Annotated in this window: 16 protein-coding genes; all 16 read left to right on the forward strand. The window is 68.9% G+C overall.

What is annotated here, in order from left to right; translation table 11 throughout:
• Positions 1 to 10 precede the first annotated feature (10 nt).
• The 16 genes from ACLBWX_RS04785 to ACLBWX_RS04860 all read left to right on the forward strand — a co-directional run bounded on the left by ACLBWX_RS04785 (position 11) and on the right by ACLBWX_RS04860 (position 19,227).
• Complete coding sequence (locus ACLBWX_RS04785; RefSeq protein ID WP_447675936.1) at positions 11 to 1,501, forward strand: type II and III secretion system protein family protein; 1,491 nt, start codon at positions 11 to 13, stop codon at positions 1,499 to 1,501.
• A 61-nt stretch (positions 1,502 to 1,562) separates the two neighbouring features.
• Complete coding sequence (locus ACLBWX_RS04790) at positions 1,563 to 2,297, forward strand: CpaD family pilus assembly protein (protein ID WP_447675937.1); 735 nt, start codon at positions 1,563 to 1,565, stop codon at positions 2,295 to 2,297.
• 86 nt (positions 2,298 to 2,383) lie between these two features.
• Positions 2,384 to 3,628, forward strand: coding sequence for an AAA family ATPase (locus ACLBWX_RS04795; RefSeq protein ID WP_447675938.1), 1,245 nt, complete (start codon positions 2,384 to 2,386; stop codon positions 3,626 to 3,628).
• A gap of 45 nt (positions 3,629 to 3,673) precedes the next feature.
• Positions 3,674 to 5,131, forward strand: a complete 1,458-nt coding sequence (locus ACLBWX_RS04800; protein WP_447675939.1) for a CpaF family protein — start codon at positions 3,674 to 3,676, stop codon at positions 5,129 to 5,131.
• A complete protein-coding gene (locus tag ACLBWX_RS04805) occupies positions 5,128 to 6,096 on the forward strand; it encodes a type II secretion system F family protein (RefSeq protein WP_447675940.1) in 969 nt (322 codons plus the stop codon). The genes ACLBWX_RS04800 and ACLBWX_RS04805 overlap by 4 nt, the downstream gene beginning before the upstream one ends.
• 67 nt (positions 6,097 to 6,163) lie before the next feature.
• Positions 6,164 to 7,126, forward strand: coding sequence for a type II secretion system F family protein (locus tag ACLBWX_RS04810; protein ID WP_447675941.1), 963 nt, complete (start codon positions 6,164 to 6,166; stop codon positions 7,124 to 7,126).
• A 142-nt stretch (positions 7,127 to 7,268) separates the two neighbouring features.
• Complete coding sequence (locus tag ACLBWX_RS04815) at positions 7,269 to 7,952, forward strand: metallophosphoesterase family protein (protein ID WP_447675942.1); 684 nt, start codon at positions 7,269 to 7,271, stop codon at positions 7,950 to 7,952.
• A 257-nt stretch (positions 7,953 to 8,209) separates the two neighbouring features.
• Positions 8,210 to 9,487 carry an amidohydrolase gene (locus ACLBWX_RS04820; protein ID WP_447675943.1) on the forward strand — a complete coding sequence of 426 codons (1,278 nt, stop codon included), beginning with the start codon at positions 8,210 to 8,212 and terminating at the stop codon, positions 9,485 to 9,487.
• A 7-nt stretch (positions 9,488 to 9,494) separates the two neighbouring features.
• Positions 9,495 to 10,670 carry an amidohydrolase family protein gene (locus tag ACLBWX_RS04825; protein WP_447675944.1) on the forward strand — a complete coding sequence of 392 codons (1,176 nt, stop codon included), beginning with the start codon at positions 9,495 to 9,497 and terminating at the stop codon, positions 10,668 to 10,670.
• A 249-nt stretch (positions 10,671 to 10,919) separates the two neighbouring features.
• Positions 10,920 to 11,009 (forward strand): K(+)-transporting ATPase subunit F, encoded by a 90-nt coding sequence (locus ACLBWX_RS04830; RefSeq protein WP_056473541.1) that lies wholly within the window; start codon positions 10,920 to 10,922, stop codon positions 11,007 to 11,009.
• A gap of 35 nt (positions 11,010 to 11,044) precedes the next feature.
• Positions 11,045 to 12,760 carry a potassium-transporting ATPase subunit KdpA gene (kdpA, locus tag ACLBWX_RS04835; RefSeq protein ID WP_447675945.1) on the forward strand — a complete coding sequence of 572 codons (1,716 nt, stop codon included), beginning with the start codon at positions 11,045 to 11,047 and terminating at the stop codon, positions 12,758 to 12,760.
• A gap of 3 nt (positions 12,761 to 12,763) precedes the next feature.
• Positions 12,764 to 12,967, forward strand: a complete 204-nt coding sequence (locus ACLBWX_RS04840; RefSeq protein WP_447675946.1) for a hypothetical protein — start codon at positions 12,764 to 12,766, stop codon at positions 12,965 to 12,967.
• 64 nt (positions 12,968 to 13,031) lie between these two features.
• Positions 13,032 to 15,122, forward strand: coding sequence for a potassium-transporting ATPase subunit KdpB (gene kdpB, locus ACLBWX_RS04845; RefSeq protein WP_447675947.1), 2,091 nt, complete (start codon positions 13,032 to 13,034; stop codon positions 15,120 to 15,122).
• 32 nt (positions 15,123 to 15,154) lie between these two features.
• Entirely contained in the window at positions 15,155 to 15,760 is a 606-nt protein-coding gene (locus ACLBWX_RS04850; RefSeq protein ID WP_447675948.1) for a K(+)-transporting ATPase subunit C, read from the forward strand.
• 33 nt (positions 15,761 to 15,793) lie between these two features.
• Positions 15,794 to 18,529, forward strand: coding sequence for an ATP-binding protein (locus ACLBWX_RS04855; protein ID WP_447675949.1), 2,736 nt, complete (start codon positions 15,794 to 15,796; stop codon positions 18,527 to 18,529).
• Positions 18,526 to 19,227, forward strand: coding sequence for a response regulator (locus tag ACLBWX_RS04860; RefSeq protein WP_447675950.1), 702 nt, complete (start codon positions 18,526 to 18,528; stop codon positions 19,225 to 19,227). Before ACLBWX_RS04855 ends, ACLBWX_RS04860 begins: the two co-directional genes overlap by 4 nt.
• The last annotated feature ends 14 nt before the right edge of the window (positions 19,228 to 19,241 follow it).

Here is a 19,241-nt window from a genome sequence, read left to right on the forward strand (position 1 = left end):
GGACGCGTCGATGACCCTCTCCCCCTGGCCGGCCCTGCGGCGCGCTCCGCTGCTCGCCTGCCTTCTCGCCGGATTCCTGTCCGTCGGGGCCGTGCGCCCCGGCTATGCTCAGTCCCATGGCGGCCTGACCGCGGCGCCCGTGCTGGCGGTCGGGGCCAACGAGGGGGCGACGTCGCGCCGGGTCGACCTCACCATGGGGCGCTCGCTGGTGATCGACCTCCCGCGCGACGCCAAGGAGGTGTTCGTCGCCAACCCGAAGGTGGCCAACGCGGTCGTTCGCTCGACCCGCAAGGTCTTCGTGATCGGCATGGAGAACGGGGCGACTTCGATCTTCATCATGGATGGCGAGGGCCGGCAGATCACCGCCCTCGACGTCACCGTGGCGCGCGACCTCAACGTGCTGCGCCAGACCCTGAACCAGAGCATCGCGGGCGGACGCTTCGACGTCCGCGCGGCCGGGGACTCGGTCGTTCTGACCGGGACGGTCAATTCCGCCTCCGAGGCCGCCCAGGCCCTCGACATCGCCAATGCCTTCGTGGGCGTCTCGGGCGCCGGTCCGGCCGCGCGCGGCGCCGTCATCAACAACCTCACGATCCGCGGCAAGGATCAGGTGATGCTGCGCGTCACCGTGGTCGAGGTTTCGCGCACGGTGCTGAAGCAGTTCGGCGTCAATCTGAGCGGAGGCTGGTCCGGTCTCAACCTCGTCAACACCACGCCGCTCGCCCTCAACGGCGGCGCCTTCCCGACCGGCAACCTGCTGGCGGGGACGATCAACGGCCCGGGCGGAGCGAACCTCACGGCCACCCTGCGGGCCTTCGAGCAGGCCGGCGTCTCCCGGGTCCTCGCGGAGCCGACCCTGACGGCCATCTCCGGCGAATCCGCGACCTTCACGGCCGGCGGCCAGATCCCCGTCCCCTCGAACCTGAGCTGCACCTCCGTCGGGACCAGCACGATCCAGACCTGCGTGCCGAGCGTCAGCTACAAGGATTACGGCGTCAGCCTCAACTTCACGCCGGTGGTGCTGGCGGAGAACCGGATCTCGGTGCGCGTCGGAACCCAGGTCACCGAGATCGATCAGCAGAACGCCCTGAACCTGAACTTCACCGGGACCACCACCGCGGTGCCGGGCTTCACCGTCCGCAAGTCCGAGACCACGATCGAACTGGCCTCCGGCGCGACGATGATGACGGCCGGCCTGATCCAGCAGCGCAACAAGGCGGCGATCACCGGCCTGCCGGGCCTCATCAACCTGCCCATCATCGGCGCCCTCTTCCGGTCCCGCGACTACCAGCGCCAGGAGACGGAACTGATGATCATGGTCACGCCCTACATCGCCAAGCCGATGGAACCGCGCCAGGTCGCCCGGCCCGACGACGGCTTCGTCGATGCCCAGGACGCCCAGGGCATCCTGCTCGGACGCTTCAACCGTCTCTACGGCGTCGCCGGCGCCAGCCCGCTCGGCAGCGCCTATCGCGGCCGCGTCGGCTTCATCACCGACTAGTCCGGCGCTTCCCCGAACGATCACGGTACCGCGGCCCCGGCACCAGCAGGACCCTCCACCGATGTCCCTCCCGTCTCTCCGCACACCGCTGGCTCTGGCTGCGCTGGCCGGCGTCGCCGCCCTGCTCGGGGCCTGCCGCGCCGATCCGGTCGTCACCACCGGCTCGCTCTACCCGGCCGACTATCGCGCGCGGCATCCCTTGGCCCTCGCCGAAGGCGTGCGCAGCCTCGACGTCTTCGTGACCGGCACGGGTCATATCGATCCGCGCCAGGCCGCCGATGTCGACGCGTTCCTGCTGGAGTACCGGCGCTACGGCCGCGGCACGCTGATCCTCGATGTTCCCGCCGGTGGCGCTCCCGGGACGGCCGCGGCGGTCGACCGGACGGCCGCGGCCCTGCAACGGATGAGCCTTCAGGGCGGCGTGTCCGGCCGTCAGGTCGCGGTTTCCCGCTATGTGGTGGCCAATCCGAACCTCGCTGCGCCCCTCCGGCTGAGCTTCCAGCGCATGGAGGCCAAGGTCGCGAGCCAGTGCGGCAACTGGCCTCAGGACCTCGGGGTCGGCGATCCGGCGTTCAGCGGCCGCAACGAGATCTACTGGAACTTCGGCTGCGCGACGCAGTCGAACTTCGCCGCGCAGGTCGCGGACCCGGTCGATCTCGTGCGGGCCCGCCCCGAAGGCCGGATCGACACGATCCGGCGCACCAACGACATCGGCAAGATCCGAGACGGCAAGGATCCGTCAATCGAATGGCGTCAGGATGGGAAGACCTCGATCAAGGCGCAGGTCTCGCAATGAGCGCGCTGGGCGGGCGCCTCGCTTCGCCCGCGACCCGACCCGTCCTCGCATCCGCTTCGGCGGCAACCTGAACCGGAATTCTCCTCATGGCGGATCTGAACGAGACGTCCGAGCGCATCATCGCTCCCGTGCCGCGGATCACGATTCAGGCGTTCTGCGAGACGCAGGAGAGCGCGGCGCTGATCGAGTCCGTCGGTGCCGACCGGCGCATGCAGAAGGCGCACGTCAAGGTTCAGATGGGCGGTGGCGCCGCCGCGGTGGAGGCCTACCGCCACGCGCCGACGCCGAACGTCATCGTCATCGAGACGCAGGGGACGAAGTCGCGCCCACTCGAAAGCCTCGATTCCCTGGCGCAGGTCTGTGACGAGGGAACGAAGGTCGTCGTCATCGGGCATGTCAACGACGTGGCGCTGTATCGCCAGTTCATCCAGCGCGGCGTCAGCGAATACCTCATGGCGCCTGTGCGCCCGATCGACCTGATCCAGGCGATCTCTGACCTGTTCACGGCGCCGGGCGCCAAGCCGGTGGGGCGGACCGTCGCCGTCGTCGGCGCGAAGGGCGGGGTCGGCGCCTCCACGCTCGCCCACAACCTGGCCTGGACGATCGCCCGGGAGCAGGACACCGCGACCGTCATCGCCGACCTCGACATCGCCTTCGGAACGGCCAGCCTGAACTTCAACCAGGACCCGCCGCAGGGTATCGCCGAGGCGGTGTTCGCGCCGGACCGGCTCGATTCGAACCTCCTCGACCGTCTCCTGTCGAAGTGCAGCGACAATCTCTCCCTGCTCGCTGCGCCCGCCACCCTCGACCGCACCATCGATCTGGCCGAGCCGGCCTTCGATCACCTGCTCGATCTGCTGAGGGCCGCCGTGCCCTGCGTCGTGCTCGACGTCCCCCATCAGTGGACGGCCTGGTCGCGCCGGCTGATGATCAGCGCCGACGAGATCCTCATCGTGGCGAGCCCCGAACTCGCCGCTCTGCGCAACGCGAAGAACCTCCTGACGCTGCTGCAGCAGAATCGTCCGAACGATCGCAAGCCGCGGATCATCCTCAACGGCGTCGGCGTTCCCAAGCGCCCCGAGATTGCCTCGGCCGAATTCGCGAAGTCCCTCGATACGACGATCACGGCCGCGATCCCCTTCGACGCCGCCCTGTTCGGCACGGCCGCGAACAACGGGCAGATGATCGGCGAGGTGCAGTCCGGCGCGAAGGCGGCCGAGATCTTCTCCTCCCTCGCCGCCTCGATCACCGGCCGCGCCGAACTGCGCCGCGCACGGCCGAACCTCTTCGAGCCGCTGCTCGCCAGGCTTGCGCGGCGCAAGGCCTCGTGATGCACCAGCCGGTTCCGCACGACCTGACCGCCGGGAGGCCGCATCATGTTCGGTAGACGATCCGGCAGTGCGGCGGCGGCGCCGTCGCCGCGTCCCGTCGCCGTCATCGCGACGCCACAGGTCTCGCTGCCGATCCACGACGATTCGGCCCTTCGCGCGAAGGTGGAGGCTCCCCGCCGTCCCGAACCCGTGGCCGTCGTGGAGACGGTGAAGTCGGAGGACTACTTCCGCACCAAGAGCATGATCTTCGGTGCGCTGATCGAGGCGATCGACCTGTCGCAGCTCTCGCGCCTCGATGCCGAGTCCGCGCGCGAGGAGATCCGCGACATCGTCTCGGAGATCATCGGGCTCAAGAACATCGTCCTGTCGATCGCCGAGCAGGAGGAACTGCTCGACGACATCTGCAACGACGTGCTCGGCTACGGCCCGCTCGAGCCGCTGCTCGCCCGCGACGACATCGCCGACATCATGGTCAATGGGGCCAGCCGGGCCTTCATCGAGGTCGGCGGGAAGATTCAGCTCACCAACGTGCGCTTCCGCGACAACCAGCAGCTGATGAACATCTGTCAGCGGATCGTGAGCCAGGTCGGCCGGCGCGTCGACGAAGCCTCGCCGATCTGCGACGCGCGTCTCCCCGACGGGTCCCGCGTGAACATCATCGCCCCGCCGCTGGCGATCGACGGGCCGGTGCTCACCATTCGTAAGTTCAAGAAGGACAAGCTCACCCTCGACCAGCTCGTCACCTTCGGGGCGATCTCGCCGGAAGGCGCCCGCATCCTGCAGATCATCGGCCGCGTCCGCTGCAACGTCGTGATTTCGGGCGGTACCGGCTCGGGCAAGACCACGCTGCTGAACTGCCTGACCCGCTACATCGACGAGGACGAGCGCATCATCACCTGCGAGGACGCGGCCGAGCTGCAACTCCAGCAGGCGCACGTGGTCCGCCTCGAAACCCGGCCGCCCAACATGGAGGGGTCCGGCCAGGTCACCATGCGAGACCTCGTCAAGAACTGCCTGCGCATGCGGCCCGAGCGCATCATCGTGGGCGAGGTCCGCGGCCCGGAGGCCTTCGATCTCCTGCAGGCGATGAATACGGGCCACGATGGCTCCATGGGAACGCTGCATGCCAACTCGCCGCGCGAGGCCCTGGCGCGTATCGAGTCGATGATCACCATGGGGGGCTTCAGCCTGCCCTCGCGCACGCTGCGCGAGATGATCTGCGGCTCCATCGACGTCATCGTGCAGGCCACCCGCCTGCGCGACGGCTCGCGCCGGATCACCCACATCACCGAGGTGATGGGTCTGGAAGGCGACGTCATCATCACGCAGGACCTGTTCCTGTACGACGTGCTCGGCGAGGATGCGAACGGCAAGCTCATCGGGCGCCACCGCTCCACGGGCATCGGCCGGCCGCGCTTCTGGGAGCGCGCGCGCTATTACGGCGAGGACGAGGCGCTCGCGGCCGCTCTCGACGCCGCAAGCGCCGGCGGGAGCGCCCTGTGAACGCCAGCGGCCTCGCCCTCGCGTCCGGCCTCCTCGCGCTCGCGGCCGGCGGGCTCGCCTACGTCTTCGTGTTCCCCTACCTCTCCGGCGAGAAGCGGTCCGCCGAACGCCGCAGGACCGTCAGCGTCGTCGCCGCGCCGGGAAGCCGGACCGCGACGGTCAGTCGCCGCGAACAGGTCGCCAAGAGCCTCAAGGAAGTCGAGGCCAAGCGCGAAGGCACCAAGGTCACGCTCGAACTGAAGCTCGCCCGGGCCGGTCTGTCCTGGACCCGGAATCAGTTCTTCGCCATCTCGGTGGCGATGGCGATCGTGTTCGGCTTCGCGATCCTGGTGACGACCGGCAATCCGCTGGCCGGCCTCGGCGCGGTGTTCGCCGGCGGCTTCGGCCTGCCGCTCTGGCTGGTCGCCTATCTGCGCAAGCGCCGGATCAAAGCGTTCATCAACGAGTTGCCGACCGCCATCGACATCATCACCCGCGGTGTGCGCGCCGGTATTCCCGTCGGCGACTGCTTCCGGATCATCTCGCGGGAGGCGGAGGAGCCGATCCGCAGCGAATTCCGACAGGTCGTCGAGGCCCAGACCCTCGGTCTCTCCCTCGGTGAGGCCCTGTTGAAGATGCACGAGCGGGTGCCGGTCTCCGACGTGAACTTCTTCGCCATCGTGATCAGCATCCAGGCGAAGTCCGGCGGCAATCTCTCCGAAGCCCTGGCCAACCTCTCGCGGGTGCTGCGCGAGCGCAAGAAGATGGCCGGCAAGATCCAGGCGATGAGCATGGAGGCGAAGGCGTCCGGCGGCATCATCGCGGCCCTTCCCTTCATCGTCGCCACCCTGACCTACCTGTCGAGCCCGGATTACATCTCGCTCCTCTGGCGCACCGATATCGGCAAGCTCGCCCTGGTGGCCTCCGCGATCTGGATGTCGCTCGGCGTCTTCACGATGAAGAAGATGATCAACTTCGACGTCTGAACCGCCCCGCCGCAAAGCACCCCGTTACCCAGAATCCTCGTCCGGTCGGATCGTACGGAGACACCGCATGCTGGATCTCATCGCCGCGAAGGTCACCGACCCGCGATTTCTCGGCACCGCCCTGGCCGCGGTCGCCGCGGCCGCCACGGCGTTCGCGCTGCTTCAGCCGATCCTCGAGCCGGACCGGCTCGGAAAGCGCATGAAGCTGCTGGGCGAGGAGCGCGAGGAGATCCGGCGCCGCGAGCGCGAACGCATGAGCTCCAAGGCGACGCTGCGGGTCGCGCCGAAGGCCTACATGAAACGGGTGGTGGAGCAGTTCAACCTGAACCGCTGGCTCGGGACCGAAACCGCCCGGAAGCAGCTGATGATGGCGGGGTATCGCTCGCCCGGGGCGGAAACGGGCTTCCTGTTCTTCCGTCTCGTGACCCCGATCGTCCTTGCGCTGATCGCGATCTTCTACGTCTTCGTCCTCGGGGTTCTGGATCAGCCGTTCGCGATCCGGACGATGATCGTGATCGCCGTTCTGCTCCTCGGCATCAAGGCGCCCGAACTCTACCTGCACAATTGCGCGAACAAGCGCCAGACCGAGATCCGGGCGGCTTGGCCGGACGCCCTCGACCTGACGCTGATCTGCGTGGAGTCGGGCATGTCGGTCGAGCACGCGTTCCGCCGCGTCAGCACCGAGGTGGTGGGGCAGTCGATCGTCCTCGCCGAGGAACTCGCCGTCCTGACGGCCGAACTCTCCTACCTTCCGGATCGGCGGATCGCCTTCGAGAATCTCGCCAACCGCATCGGCCTCGACCAGATCAAGGCGGTCACGACCGCCCTGATCCAGGCCGAGCGCTACGGAACGCCCGTGGGCCAGGCGTTGCGGGTCCTGTCGCAGGAGAGCCGCGACATGCGCATGAACGAGGCCGAGAAGAAGGCTGCCGCTCTGCCGCCGAAGCTGACGGTGCCGATGATCCTGTTCTTCCTGCCCGTTCTGTTCGTGGTCATCCTGACCCCGGCGATGATCCAGATTTTCCGATAGCGCGCAGCCGGCGACACGGCCCGGGTCCGGACATCGCGTAGGATGGGGAGGCGCGCGGACCCTTCGTGAATCGAGGATGTTCGCAGCATCGGAATCCTGCCATGCGGTCGGTGTGCTTTCTGACCCCGTCACCGGATTCCGCATGAACGACCTGACCTACGCGATCGGCGACATTCACGGCTGCGCCGGCGCGCTGCTCCGGCTGCTGCGCCGGATCAACGGGCATCGCGCCGGCCGTCCCGCCCGGATCGTCTGCCTCGGCGACTACGTGGACCGTGGTCCCGAGAGCGCCCGGGTGATCGCGATCCTGAGACACCTTCAGGGCGACGCCCCCAACGCCATCACCTGCCTCCTGGGCAATCACGAGCAGATGATGCTGGATGCCTATCGTGACGCGCTCGGTGCCACGGTCTGGCTGACCAATGGCGGCCAGGAAACGCTGCAATCCTTCGGGATCGCGGATCCGGAAGATTTTCCGCACGACGTCCTGACCTGGCTCTCCCGCCTGCCCACCGTTCACGAGGATGCCCTGCGCTACTACGTCCACGCGGGCTTTCGCCCCGGACGCCAGGGAATCGATCCGGACGTGTCCGCCCGCCTCTGGATCCGTGAGCCGTTCCTGAGCGCAGCCTTCGACTTCGGGAAGCACGTGGTCCACGGGCATACCCCGCAGCCGAGCGGCGTGCCGGACCAGCAGCCGTTCCGTACCAACCTCGATACCGGGTGCATCTACGGTGGACCTCTCACCGCCGGGATCTTCGACGGGACCCGGGCCGGCCCCATCGGCTTCCTGCAGGTCGATCGGGACGATGAATCCGACCGCTGATGCGCTGGCGAGATCTCGATGGCTACGGTCGCTCGATCGCCGGCGACGCGCGTATCGATCGGCTCGACGACGGGCCTGGATGCCGCGGATACCGCGGAACGAGTTCGCCTGATCGTCGAAAGCCATTGCCTGCCCCAGCAATCGACCACTACTCTCCTGGGCATCGGAGCCGACGAACGAGCGCCGAGGCCAGGGAGTCGAATCCATGCCGTTCAGGGCAGTGGTCCGCCGCGCGGTCGTGATCCGAGGGCGACGCCGTGGGTGACCCGACACGCCGCGCCTGGCTCGGCGGCGCGGCCGCGACCGGTCTCGTCGCCGCGACCGGCGCACGCGCGGAGCCGGATCCGAACGGGCCCTTCGACCTCGTCATCCGGGGTGGCGAGGTGATCGATCCGAGCCAGGCCCTGCGCGCGAAGCGCGATGTCGGCATCCGCTTCGGGCGGATCGCGGCCCTCGCGCCGGACCTGCCGGCGGACCGGGCCAAGCAGACGATCGACGCATCCGGCAAGCTCGTCCTGCCCGGCCTCGTCGACCTCCATGCCCATACCTTTCCGTACGGCTCGGCGATCGGCATTCCCGCCGACGAGACGGTGCCGTTCTCGGGCGTGACGACGGTCGTCTCCGCCGGCGATGCGGGCGCCAACACCATCGCCGCCCTGCGCCGGCACATCGCCGCCCAGACCCGGACGCGGATGTTCGCCTTCGTGCACATCGCGAACAACGGGTTGTCGGCCTTCCCCGTCGCGGAACTCTACAACATCGACAATGCCCAGATGGAGGCCTGTGCGCGCGCCATCGCCGAGAACCCGGACTTCGTCCTCGGGGCCAAGGTGCGGATGTCGGAGAACGTCATCTTCAGGCACGGCGCCGAACCCCTGCGCCGGGCGATCCAGGCCTGCGAGATGTCGGGACGACCCGCCAAGGTGATGGCGCATATCGGCGGCGTCGAGACCGCCGACCTGATGAGCCGTATCCTCGACCTGCTGCGGCCCGGCGACATCCTCACGCACTGCTATTCCGGCGCGCCCAACATGGCCGGCCAATTCACCAACATCGTCCAGGACGGCAAGCTTCTGCCGGCGGCCCTCGCCGCCAAGCAGCGCGGCGTCGTCTTCGACATCGGCCATGGCGGCGGCTCCTTCGACTTCACCGTGGCGGAGGCGGCCATCGCGCAGGGTGCCCCGCCCGATACGATCTCGTCGGACCTGCACGTCGTCTCCGGCAATACGCCGGGCATGCCGTTCCTGCCGCTGGTCATGAGCAAGTTCCTGCCCCTCGGCTTCGGCCTGGAGGAGGTGATCGCGATGGCGACCGCGGCACCGGCCCGGGTCATCGACCGGGACGCGATGCTCGGAACCCTGCAGGTCGGTGCGCCGGGCGACGTCTCGGTGATGGAGTGGGTCGAGCGCCCGCTCTCCATGGTGGACACCCGCAACAATCGCCGGGACGGAAAAGGCTTCCTCGCGCCCGTCCAGACGGTGAACAACGGCGTCCCGTTCGGGCGCCCGTACCAGCTCCCCTTCTCCGTTCGGTGAGACCGCGATGATCGCATCGTCCGACGTCCCGGCCGCCTGCACCTGCTGCCTGCCGCGTCGCGGCTTCATGCGGGCCGTGGCGGCCCTGGGCGGTGCGGTGGCCGCGGGCTCGCACGCGGCGGCGCAGCCGGCGGATCGCGCGCCCTATCGCGGCCCGGTCATCGACTGCCACGGCCACTACACCACCGAGCCGCCGGCCATGCTGGCATGGCGCAAGCGCCAGATAGACGCCATCAACGATCCCGCCCAGTCCCCCTCGCCCTCCGCGCTGTCCGTCAGCGACGACGAGGTCGTTGCCAGCGTCGCCGGGCGCCAGGTCAGGCTCCAGACCGAGCGCGGCATCTCCCTCGCACTCTTCTCGCCGCGCGCCGGAGGCATGGGCCACCACATCGGGAATGCCCGGACCAGCCTCGACTGGTCGGTCGTCTCCAACGACATGATCCACCGCGTCGCCACGCTGATGCCGCGCAATTTCGTCGGCGTTTGCCAGTTGCCGCAGACGCCCGGCGTCTCGCCGAAGAACTGCACGGCGGAACTCGAGCGCTGCGTGACGCAGCTCGGCTTCGTCGGCTGCAACGTGAACCCCGACCCGTCCGGCGGCCACTGGACCGATCCGCCCCTCTCGGACCGGTTCTGGTACCCGCTCTGGGAGAAGATGGTCGAGCTCGACGTGCCCGGCATGGTGCATGTCAGCGCCTCGGCCAATCGCAACTTCCATGCGACCGGCGCGCATTACATGAACGGCGATACCACCGCCTTCATGCAGTTCGTCACCTCGGACCTGTTCAAGGATTTCCCGACCCTGCGCCTGATCATCCCCCACGGGGGCGGCGCGGTCCCTTATCACTGGGGGCGCTATCGCGGGCTGGCGCAGGACATGAAGCGCCCGCCGCTCACGGAATTGCTGCGCAACGTCTATTTCGATACCTGCGTCTATCATCAGCCCGGCATCGACCTGCTGTTGAAGGTCGTGCCCGCGGACAACGTGCTCTTCGCGTCCGAGATGGTGGGCGCGGTGAACGGGATCGATCCCGAAACCGGCCACGCCTATGACGACACCAAGCGATACGTCGAGGCGGCCGCGCTATCCGATGCGGATCGGGCCAAGCTCTATGCGGGCAACGCTCTGCGGGTCTATCCGCGCCTCGCGGCCCGGCTCGCGCAGGTCGGTCTGGCACCCTGAGCGCGCCGATCCTCATGCGATCCTTATAAGAACGCGCCGGGCACCCTCTCGAACCCTAATGCGGTTCCCGTCCATTCTTCGGGCGAGGCGCGATCGGTCGTGACGACCCGAAACCGATCCGCCGCACCGGATCGGACGCACCATGCTCGACATCACCTTCCTCGCCGCGGGCCTCGCCTTCTTCGGCCTCGCCGCCGGCTACGCCAAGCTCTGCGAACGCCTCTGAGCCGGCTGCCAGGAGCGCGCATCATGACCCTCGACCTGACCTTCGGCGCCCTCGTGACCCTGGGGCTGCTCGGCTACCTCACCTACGCCCTCGTGCGCCCCGAGCGGTTCTGACGAACCCTCCGGACGAATTCCCAAGGACCACCACCATGACCATCAACGGCTGGCTTCAGGTCGCGCTGTTCTGCGCGATCGTGCTGGCGCTCGTCAGGCCGCTCGGCGGGTACATGACGCGCGTCTTCCAGGGTGAGCGCACGCTCCTCTCGCCAATCCTCGCACCCGTCGAGGCCGGACTCTATCGCCTCGCCGGCATCGAGGCCCGAGGCGAACAGACCTGGCTCGCCTACGGGCTCGCCATGCTGGCGTTCCACGCCCTCGGGTTTGCCGCCCTCTACGGACTCCTCCGTCTGCAGGACGTCCTGCCCCTCAACCCGGCCGGGCAATCGTCGGTTGCGCCGGACCTCGCCTTCAACACCGCCGCGAGCTTCGTGACGAACACCAACTGGCAGAACTACGGCGGCGAGAGCACCCTCTCCTACCTGTCGCAGATGCTGGGCCTGACCCACCAGAACTTCCTCTCGGCCGCCACCGGCATCGCCCTCGCGATGGCGCTGGTCCGGGGCTTCTCCCGGGCCTCGGCCCGGACGGTGGGCTCCTTCTGGGTCGATCTCACGCGCTGCACGCTCTACGTGCTGCTGCCGATCTGCGTGGTCTACACCCTGTTCCTGGTCTCGCAGGGCATCCCGCAGACTCTCGGGGCCTCCATCGAGGCGACGACGCTCGAGGGCGCCACCCAGACGATCGCGGTCGGCCCGGTGGCGAGCCAGGTCGCGATCAAGATGCTCGGGACCAACGGTGGCGGTTTCTTCAACGCCAACGCGGCGCATCCCTTCGAGAACCCGACCGCGCTCTCGAATCTCGTCCAGATCCTGTCGATCTTCGTCCTCGGGGCGGCGATGACCAACGTGTTCGGTCGTATGGTCGGCGACGAGCGGCAGGGCTGGGCGATCCTCGGCGCCATGGGCGTGCTGTTCCTCGCGGGCGTCCTCGTCACCTATGCCAGCGAGGCCGCGGGCAGCTCCGTGCTGAACGGGCTCGGGCTCGACGGCGGCAACATGGAGGGCAAGGAGCTGCGCTTCGGCATCGTCGCCTCCGCGCTCTTCGCGGTGGTGACCACCGCCGCCTCCTGCGGCGCGGTCAACGCGATGCACGACAGCTTCACCGCCCTCGGCGGGCTGATCCCGATGATCAACATGCAACTCGGCGAGATCATCGTCGGCGGCGTCGGCGCGGGCCTCTACGGCATGCTCCTCTTCATCATCGTGGCGATCTTCGTCGCCGGCCTCATGGTCGGCCGGACCCCGGAATATCTCGGCAAGAAGATCGAGGCGCGGGAGGTGAAGATGGCCATGCTCGCCATCCTGTGCCTGCCCCTGATGATGCTGGGCTGCACCGCCCTCGCCACCGTGGTGGCCGCCGGTCTCGCCGGTCCCGCCAATGCCGGGCCGCACGGCTTCTCGGAGATTCTCTACGCCTTCACCTCCGCCGCGGCCAACAACGGCTCCGCCTTCGGCGGCCTCAGCGGCAACACCCCGTTCTACAACATCACGCTGGCCATCGGCATGCTGGTGGGGCGGTTCTTCGTGATCATCCCCGCCCTGGCGATCGCGGGCGCGCTCGCCGCCAAGAAGACCGTGCCGGCCTCCGCCGGGACCCTGCCGACCCATGGCGGGCTGTTCATCGGCATGCTGGTCGGCGTGATTCTGATCGTCGGCGGCCTGACCTTCTTCCCGTCCCTGGCGCTCGGCCCGATCGTCGAACACCTCGCGGGCAGCGCGGGCCAGACCTTCGCGGCGGGTGGCTGAGCGATGCGGCCCGCTCTCCCCTCCCACCGGGGCCGGCGCCATCACCTGCATGCGCCCCGCCCCGGCGGCCGCCCGCCCCTCGCGGACTCCCGAGCGCGGCCTGTCCGCCTCTCCGACCTGATCCTGGCGCTGCTCGGGGTCACCCTCCTGGGCGCGCTCGCCCTGGTCTTCGCCGCCGATCTCGCCGGCCGAGCCCTCGCGCCCTGACCCGCCTCACCGACTCGGCGCCACGCGCCCGGCCTCCCCGCGACCATTCGTGGAAACACTTCTCATGTCTCGCCCGTCCTCCTCCCTCTTCAGCGCCGCCCTCGTCGGCCCGGCCCTCGCCGGTTCGATCCGGAAGCTCGATCCCCGTATCATGGTCCGCAATCCCGTGATGTTCGTAGTCGAGGTGGTGGCCGCCCTGACGACCGTGCTGTTCGTCCGCGATCTGGCCACCGGCGCCCCCGGGCTCGGCTTCACCGGCCAGATCATCCTGTGGCTCTGGTTCACGCTGATCTTCGCCACCTTCGCCGAAGCCCTGGCCGAGGGCCGCGGCAAGGCCCAGGCCGACAGCCTGCGCCGCACGCGCACCGAGATGACGGCCAAGCGCCTCACCGGTGCGGGCGATTCCTGGGATGCCGTGCCCGGCACGTCGCTGAAGGTCGGCGACGTGGTGCTGGTGGAGGCCGGTGACCTGATCCCGTCCGACGGCGAGGTCATCGCGGGCGTCGCCTCCGTCAACGAGGCGGCCATCACCGGCGAGTCCGCGCCCGTGATCCGGGAATCCGGCGGCGACCGGTCGGCGGTGACGGGCGGAACGCAGGTTCTGTCCGACGCGATCCGGGTCCGCATCACGGCGGCGGCCGGCTCGACCTTCGTCGACCGCATGATCGCGCTGGTCGAGGGAGCATCCCGGCAGAAGACGCCCAACGAGATCGCCCTCAACATCCTGCTCGCCGGTCTGACCCTCGTCTTCGTCTTCGCGGTGGCGAGCATTCCGAGCTTCGCGAGCTACGCCGGCGGCGCGATCCCCCTCGTCGTGCTCGTCGCCCTGTTCGTGACCCTGATCCCGACCACCATCGGCGCGCTCCTCTCCGCGATCGGCATCGCCGGCATGGATCGCCTCGTCCGGTTCAACGTGCTCGCCATGTCGGGCCGCGCGGTCGAGGCGGCGGGCGACGTCGACACCCTCCTCCTCGACAAGACCGGCACCATCACCCTGGGGAACCGCCAGGCGACCGAGTTCCGGCCGGTTGGCGGCGTCACCGAGCAGGATCTCGCGGACGCGGCGCAACTCGCCTCCCTCGCCGACGAGACGCCTGAGGGCCGCTCGATCGTGGTGCTGGCCAAGGACCGCTACGGCATCCGGGCCCGCGACATGGCCGGCCTGAACGCCACCTTCGTGCCCTTCACGGCCCAGTCGCGCATGTCCGGCGTCGATCTCGACGGCGCGTCCATCCGCAAGGGCGCCGTCGAGGCGGTGATCGCCTCCCTGGGCGGCCAGCCGATGGTCGCGCGGGCCTCGAATGCGGCTCTCGCCTATCGGCCGGAGATGGATGCCCAGGCCGTCGCCGAGATCCGAGACATCGCCGAGACGATCGCGAAGGCCGGCGGCACGCCCCTGGCGGTCGCCCGCGACGGTCGACTCCTCGGCGTCGTCTCCTTGAAGGACATCGTGAAGGGCGGCATCCGCGAGCGCTTCGCCGAACTGCGCCGCATGGGCATCCGGACGGTGATGATCACCGGCGACAACCCGATGACCGCCGCCGCCATCGCGGCCGAGGCCGGCGTCGACGACTTCCTGGCGCAGGCCACCCCGGAGGACAAGCTCGCCCTGATCCGCCGGGAACAGGCGGACGGCAAGCTCGTGGCGATGTGCGGCGACGGCACCAACGATGCGCCCGCCCTCGCCCAGGCCGACGTCGGGGTGGCGATGAACACCGGCACGGTGGCGGCCCGCGAGGCGGGCAACATGGTCGACCTCGACAGCGACCCGACCAAGCTCATCGAGATCGTCGGGATCGGCAAGCAGCTCCTCATGACCCGCGGCGCCCTGACGACGTTCTCCATCGCCAACGACGTGGCGAAGTACTTCGCGATCATCCCGGCGATGTTCCTGACGCTCTATCCGCAGCTTCAGGCCCTGAACGTCATGGGGCTCGCCTCGCCCCAGAGCGCGATCCTGTCGGCGATCATCTTCAATGCGCTGATCATCGTCGCGCTGATTCCGCTCGCCCTGCGCGGCGTGACGTATCGGGCGGTGGGCGCCGCCGCGCTCCTGCGGCGCAACCTGCTGATCTACGGCCTCGGCGGCATCCTGGTGCCGTTCGTCGGAATCAAGGCGATCGACCTCGCCGTGAATGCCCTGCACCTCGCCTGATCCCCTCCCCGATCCGAACCAGAGTCGCCCCCATGCTCGCCTCCCTGCGTCCCGCGCTCGTCCTCTTCCTCGTTCTGACGGCGATCACCGGTCTCGCCTATCCCCTGGCCATGACCGGGCTCGCTGCGGCGATCTTTCCCGCCAAGGCCGCCGGCAGTCTGATCCGCCGCGACGGCACGATCGTCGGCTCCAGCCTGATCGGGCAGTCGTTCACCAGTCCGCGCTACTTCCATGGACGCCCCTCGGCGACCGTCGCCGCCGATCCGGCCGATGCCACAAAGACCGTTCCGTCGCCCTACAACGCCTCCAACTCGGCCGGCTCCAATCTCGGCCCGACCAGCGCGGCCCTGGCCGAGCGCGTGAAGGGAGACCTCGACGCGTTGAGAGCCGAGAACCCCGGTGCGACGGTGCCGGTGGATCTCGTCACCACCAGCGGATCCGGGCTCGATCCGGATCTGTCGCCCGAAGCCGCCCTGTTCCAGGTGCCGCGCGTGGCGCGCGCGCGGGGCGTCAGCGCGGATCGGGTGCGCGACCTCGTCAATGCGCAGGTCGAAGGCCGCACCTTCGGCCTCCTCGGCGAGCCGCGCGTCAACGTCCTGGCGTTGAACCTCGCTTTGGACGCGCGCCTCCGGCAATAATCCGTTCCGCGGGAAGCAGACGAAGGGGTATCGATGATCGAGGATGGCCGCGGGCGCCAGCGTCCCTCGCCGGAGGCGTTGCTCGATCGCGCGCGCCGCGACGAGGCGGGGCGCGGCCGCCTCAAGGTCTTCCTCGGCGCGGCGCCCGGCGTCGGCAAGACCTACGAGATGCTGACGGTCGGCCGGGCACGGATGAAGGCCGGGATCGACGTGGTGATCGGCGTCGTCGAGACCCACGGCCGCAACGAGACCGAGGCCCTCGTCGAGGGATTCGAGGTCGTCGCCCGACGGAGGGTCGCCTACCATGACAGCGTCCTCGAGGAGATGGACCTCGACGCCCTGCTCGCGCGGCGCCCGGCCCTGGCTCTCGTGGACGAACTCGCCCACACCAACGCGCCCGGCTCGCGCCATCCCAAGCGCTACCAGGACGTCGAGGAATTGCTCGATGCCGGCATCGACGTGCACACGACGCTCAACATCCAGCACGTCGAGAGCCTGAACGATGTCGTCGCGCAGATCACCCGGATCCGGGTGCGCGAGACGGTGCCGGACGGCATCCTCGACCGGGCCGAGGACATCGAGGTCGTCGACCTCAATCCCGACGACCTGATCGAGCGCCTGAAGGCCGGCAAGGTCTACGTGCCCGCCCATGCGGAGCGCGCCCTGCGCCACTACTTCTCGCGCGGCAACCTGACGGCCCTGCGCGAACTCGCCCTGCGGCGTACGGCCGAGCGGGTCGACCACGAACTCCTGAGCCACATGCAGGCCCATGCCATCGCGGGGCCCTGGGGCGCCGGCGAGCGGGTGATGGTCTGTGTGAGCGAGGATCCACGCTCCGCCGGTCTCGTCCGCTACGCCAAGCGCCTCGCCGATCGCCTGCACGCGCCGTGGACGGCCGTCACGGTGGAGGGTACGCGCAGCCTCGGCCTCAGCGAGGAGGACCGCGACCGGATCGCCGACGCCCTGCGCCTCGCCGACAGGCTCGGCGGCGACGCCGTCACCGTGCCGGGCAGCCGGCGCGTGGCCGACGACCTTCTGACCTATGCGCGTGGCGCCAACGTCAACCACATCGTCATCGGCAAGGCGTCGCGGTCCTGGATGTTCGAGCTCGTCAACGGCTCCGTGGTATACGACCTCGTGCGCCGGAGCGGAGCCATCAGCATTCATGTCGTGCCCGGCGAGACCCTGCCGATGCCCGCGCCACGAAAGGCGATGGCGACGGCCCCGGCGCGCCCCGCTCTCGACAACGCCGGCTACGGCTTCGCGGCCCTCGCGATCCTCACTGGCCTCGGCCTCGCCCTCGGGTCGCAGCCCTATCTCGGGGTCGAGAATGCCGACCTCTTCCTGCTGACGGCGGTCGTGGCGGTCGCGGCGCGCTACGGCCTGGGGCCTGCGCTCGCGTCCGTGGTCGCCGCCTCGCTTGCCTACAACTTCTTCTTCCTGCCGCCGGTCTACACGCTGACCATCGCCGATCCGACCAACGTCGCCGCCTTCCTGCTGTTCACCCTGGTCGCCGTCCTGGTCTCGAACCTCGCCGCCCGGGCCCGGACTGTTGCGGTGGTCAGCCAGCGCAGGGCCCAGGCGACGGAGCGCCTCTACGGCTTCAGCCGAAAGCTCTCCACCTGCGGTACCCTCGACGACGTGCTCTGGGCGACCTCGGCCCAGATCGCCGCGATGCTGCGCGTACGGGTCGTGCTGCTGCTGCCCGAGGGTGACGCGGTCACGGTCCGGGCCGGTTATCCACCCGAGGACCGCCTCGACGCGGCGGATCTGGCCGCGGCCCAATGGGCCTTCGCCAACGATCGGCCGGCGGGACGCGGTGCCGACACGCTTCCCGGTGCGCGTCGCCTTTTCCTCCCGGCACGAACAGGTCGCGGTCCCATCGGAGTGATCGGCCTCGATGCGGATGGCAGGGGACCGATCCTCACACCCGAGGATCGACGGCTGTTCGACGCGCTGGCCGACATGGGAGCACTCGCCATCGAACGGGTCCGGCTCGTGGAGGATCTGGCGCGGGCAGAACGCGATGCCGAGACCGACCGGCTGCGCCAGGCCCTGCTGACCTCGATCTCCCACGACCTGCGGACGCCCCTGTCATCGGTCCTCGGTGCCGCCACGACCCTGCGCGACCTCGACGCCGAGCTGGATCGGGAGGCCAAGGGCGACCTCCTGGCGACGATCATCGCCGAGTCGGAACGGCTGAACCGCTTCATCATCAACCTCCTCGACATGACCCGACTCGAGGCTGGCGCGGTTGCGGCAAACCTGACCGCGCAGGACGTGGCGGAAATCGTCGACACCGCCCTGCGCCGCCAGGGTCCCCTCCTCGCGGAGCACCGGGTCGTGCTGGAGCTGGCGCCGAATCTGCCGCCCCTTCGCCTCGATCCGGTGCTGTTCGAGCAAGTCTTGGTCAATCTCCTCGACAACGCGGCCAAATATGCTCCGGCCGGCTCCGCCGTCACGGTGTCGGCGCAGCGCGTCTCCGGCCAAGCCGGTGGGCTGTCGAACGTCCGCCTTCAAGTGCTCGACGAGGGCGAAGGCTTACCCGAGTCCGAGCGCGAGCGCGTGTTCGACAAGTTCTACCGCGCCCGGAAGGGCGACAGCGTGCGCGCCGGGACCGGCCTCGGCCTCGCCATAGCGCGTGGTTTCGTCGAGGCGATGGGCGGCACGCTGACGGCTGGCAACCGTGAGGATCGAAGCGGGGCCGTCTTCACCCTCCTTCTACCGGTGCCCGCCGCCCGTCCCGCCGGACCCGACCTAGCCGCATGACCCTCGCTGTCCTCGTGGTCGACGACGAACCGCCTATCCGCAAGCTGCTTCGGATGGGCTTGGTAACGCAGGGCTATACGATCTTCGAGGCACCGAGTGCGCGAGTCGCCCTCGAGATACTGACCCAAGAGACGATCGACCTGATCATCCTCGATCTCGGCCTGCCGGACATGCGCGGACACGATCTCCTGCGCCGAATCCGGGAGGGGCACCGCGATCTGCCGGTGGTCGTTCTGTCGAGCCGCGACGACGAGCAGGGCAAGGTCGAGGCTCTCGATCTCGGAGCGGACGACTACGTCACCAAGCCCTTCGGCATGGGCGAGCTTCTGGCGCGCCTCCGCGCGGCCCTGCGACACCAATTGGCAGTTCAGGGCGAGCGCGCCCTGTTCGAAATCGACGGCCTCAGCGTCGATCTGGTGCGTCGCATCGTCCGCGTTCGCGGCGTCGAGGTGAAGCTGACACCGCGGGAATACGATTTTCTCCGGATCCTTGTGCAGCATGCCGGCAAGGCCCTGACGCATGCCCAACTCATGAACGCCGTCTCGACCTCGTCGGACCCACAATACCTAAGGGTCTACATGCGCCAGCTTCGCCAGAAGATCGAGGCTGATCCCGAGCGCCCCCGTCTTCTCCTCACTGAGACCGGTGTCGGGTATCGCCTGCGTGCCCCGGACGACGAGGGCGGGCCGCTCCGATGAGCCCGTCGAACTCT

The organism is Methylobacterium sp. M6A4_1b (assembly GCF_053345175.1).

What these genes read in the sequence shown, in the direction of transcription:
- ACLBWX_RS04785 (WP_447675936.1), top strand. Translation starts at nt 11, where the DNA reads ATGACCCTCTCCCCCTGGCCGGCCCTGCGGCGCGCTCCGCTGCTCGCC.
- ACLBWX_RS04790 (WP_447675937.1), top strand. Translation starts at nt 1,563, where the DNA reads ATGTCCCTCCCGTCTCTCCGCACACCGCTGGCTCTGGCTGCGCTGGCC.
- ACLBWX_RS04795 (WP_447675938.1), top strand. Translation starts at nt 2,384, where the DNA reads ATGGCGGATCTGAACGAGACGTCCGAGCGCATCATCGCTCCCGTGCCG.
- ACLBWX_RS04800 (WP_447675939.1), top strand. Translation starts at nt 3,674, where the DNA reads ATGTTCGGTAGACGATCCGGCAGTGCGGCGGCGGCGCCGTCGCCGCGT.
- ACLBWX_RS04810 (WP_447675941.1), top strand. Translation starts at nt 6,164, where the DNA reads ATGCTGGATCTCATCGCCGCGAAGGTCACCGACCCGCGATTTCTCGGC.
- ACLBWX_RS04815 (WP_447675942.1), top strand. Translation starts at nt 7,269, where the DNA reads ATGAACGACCTGACCTACGCGATCGGCGACATTCACGGCTGCGCCGGC.
- ACLBWX_RS04825 (WP_447675944.1), top strand. Translation starts at nt 9,495, where the DNA reads ATGATCGCATCGTCCGACGTCCCGGCCGCCTGCACCTGCTGCCTGCCG.
- ACLBWX_RS04830 (WP_056473541.1), top strand. Translation starts at nt 10,920, where the DNA reads ATGACCCTCGACCTGACCTTCGGCGCCCTCGTGACCCTGGGGCTGCTC.
- kdpA (WP_447675945.1), top strand. Translation starts at nt 11,045, where the DNA reads ATGACCATCAACGGCTGGCTTCAGGTCGCGCTGTTCTGCGCGATCGTG.
- ACLBWX_RS04840 (WP_447675946.1), top strand. Translation starts at nt 12,764, where the DNA reads ATGCGGCCCGCTCTCCCCTCCCACCGGGGCCGGCGCCATCACCTGCAT.
- kdpB (WP_447675947.1), top strand. Translation starts at nt 13,032, where the DNA reads ATGTCTCGCCCGTCCTCCTCCCTCTTCAGCGCCGCCCTCGTCGGCCCG.
- ACLBWX_RS04850 (WP_447675948.1), top strand. Translation starts at nt 15,155, where the DNA reads ATGCTCGCCTCCCTGCGTCCCGCGCTCGTCCTCTTCCTCGTTCTGACG.
- ACLBWX_RS04855 (WP_447675949.1), top strand. Translation starts at nt 15,794, where the DNA reads ATGATCGAGGATGGCCGCGGGCGCCAGCGTCCCTCGCCGGAGGCGTTG.
- ACLBWX_RS04860 (WP_447675950.1), top strand. Translation starts at nt 18,526, where the DNA reads ATGACCCTCGCTGTCCTCGTGGTCGACGACGAACCGCCTATCCGCAAG.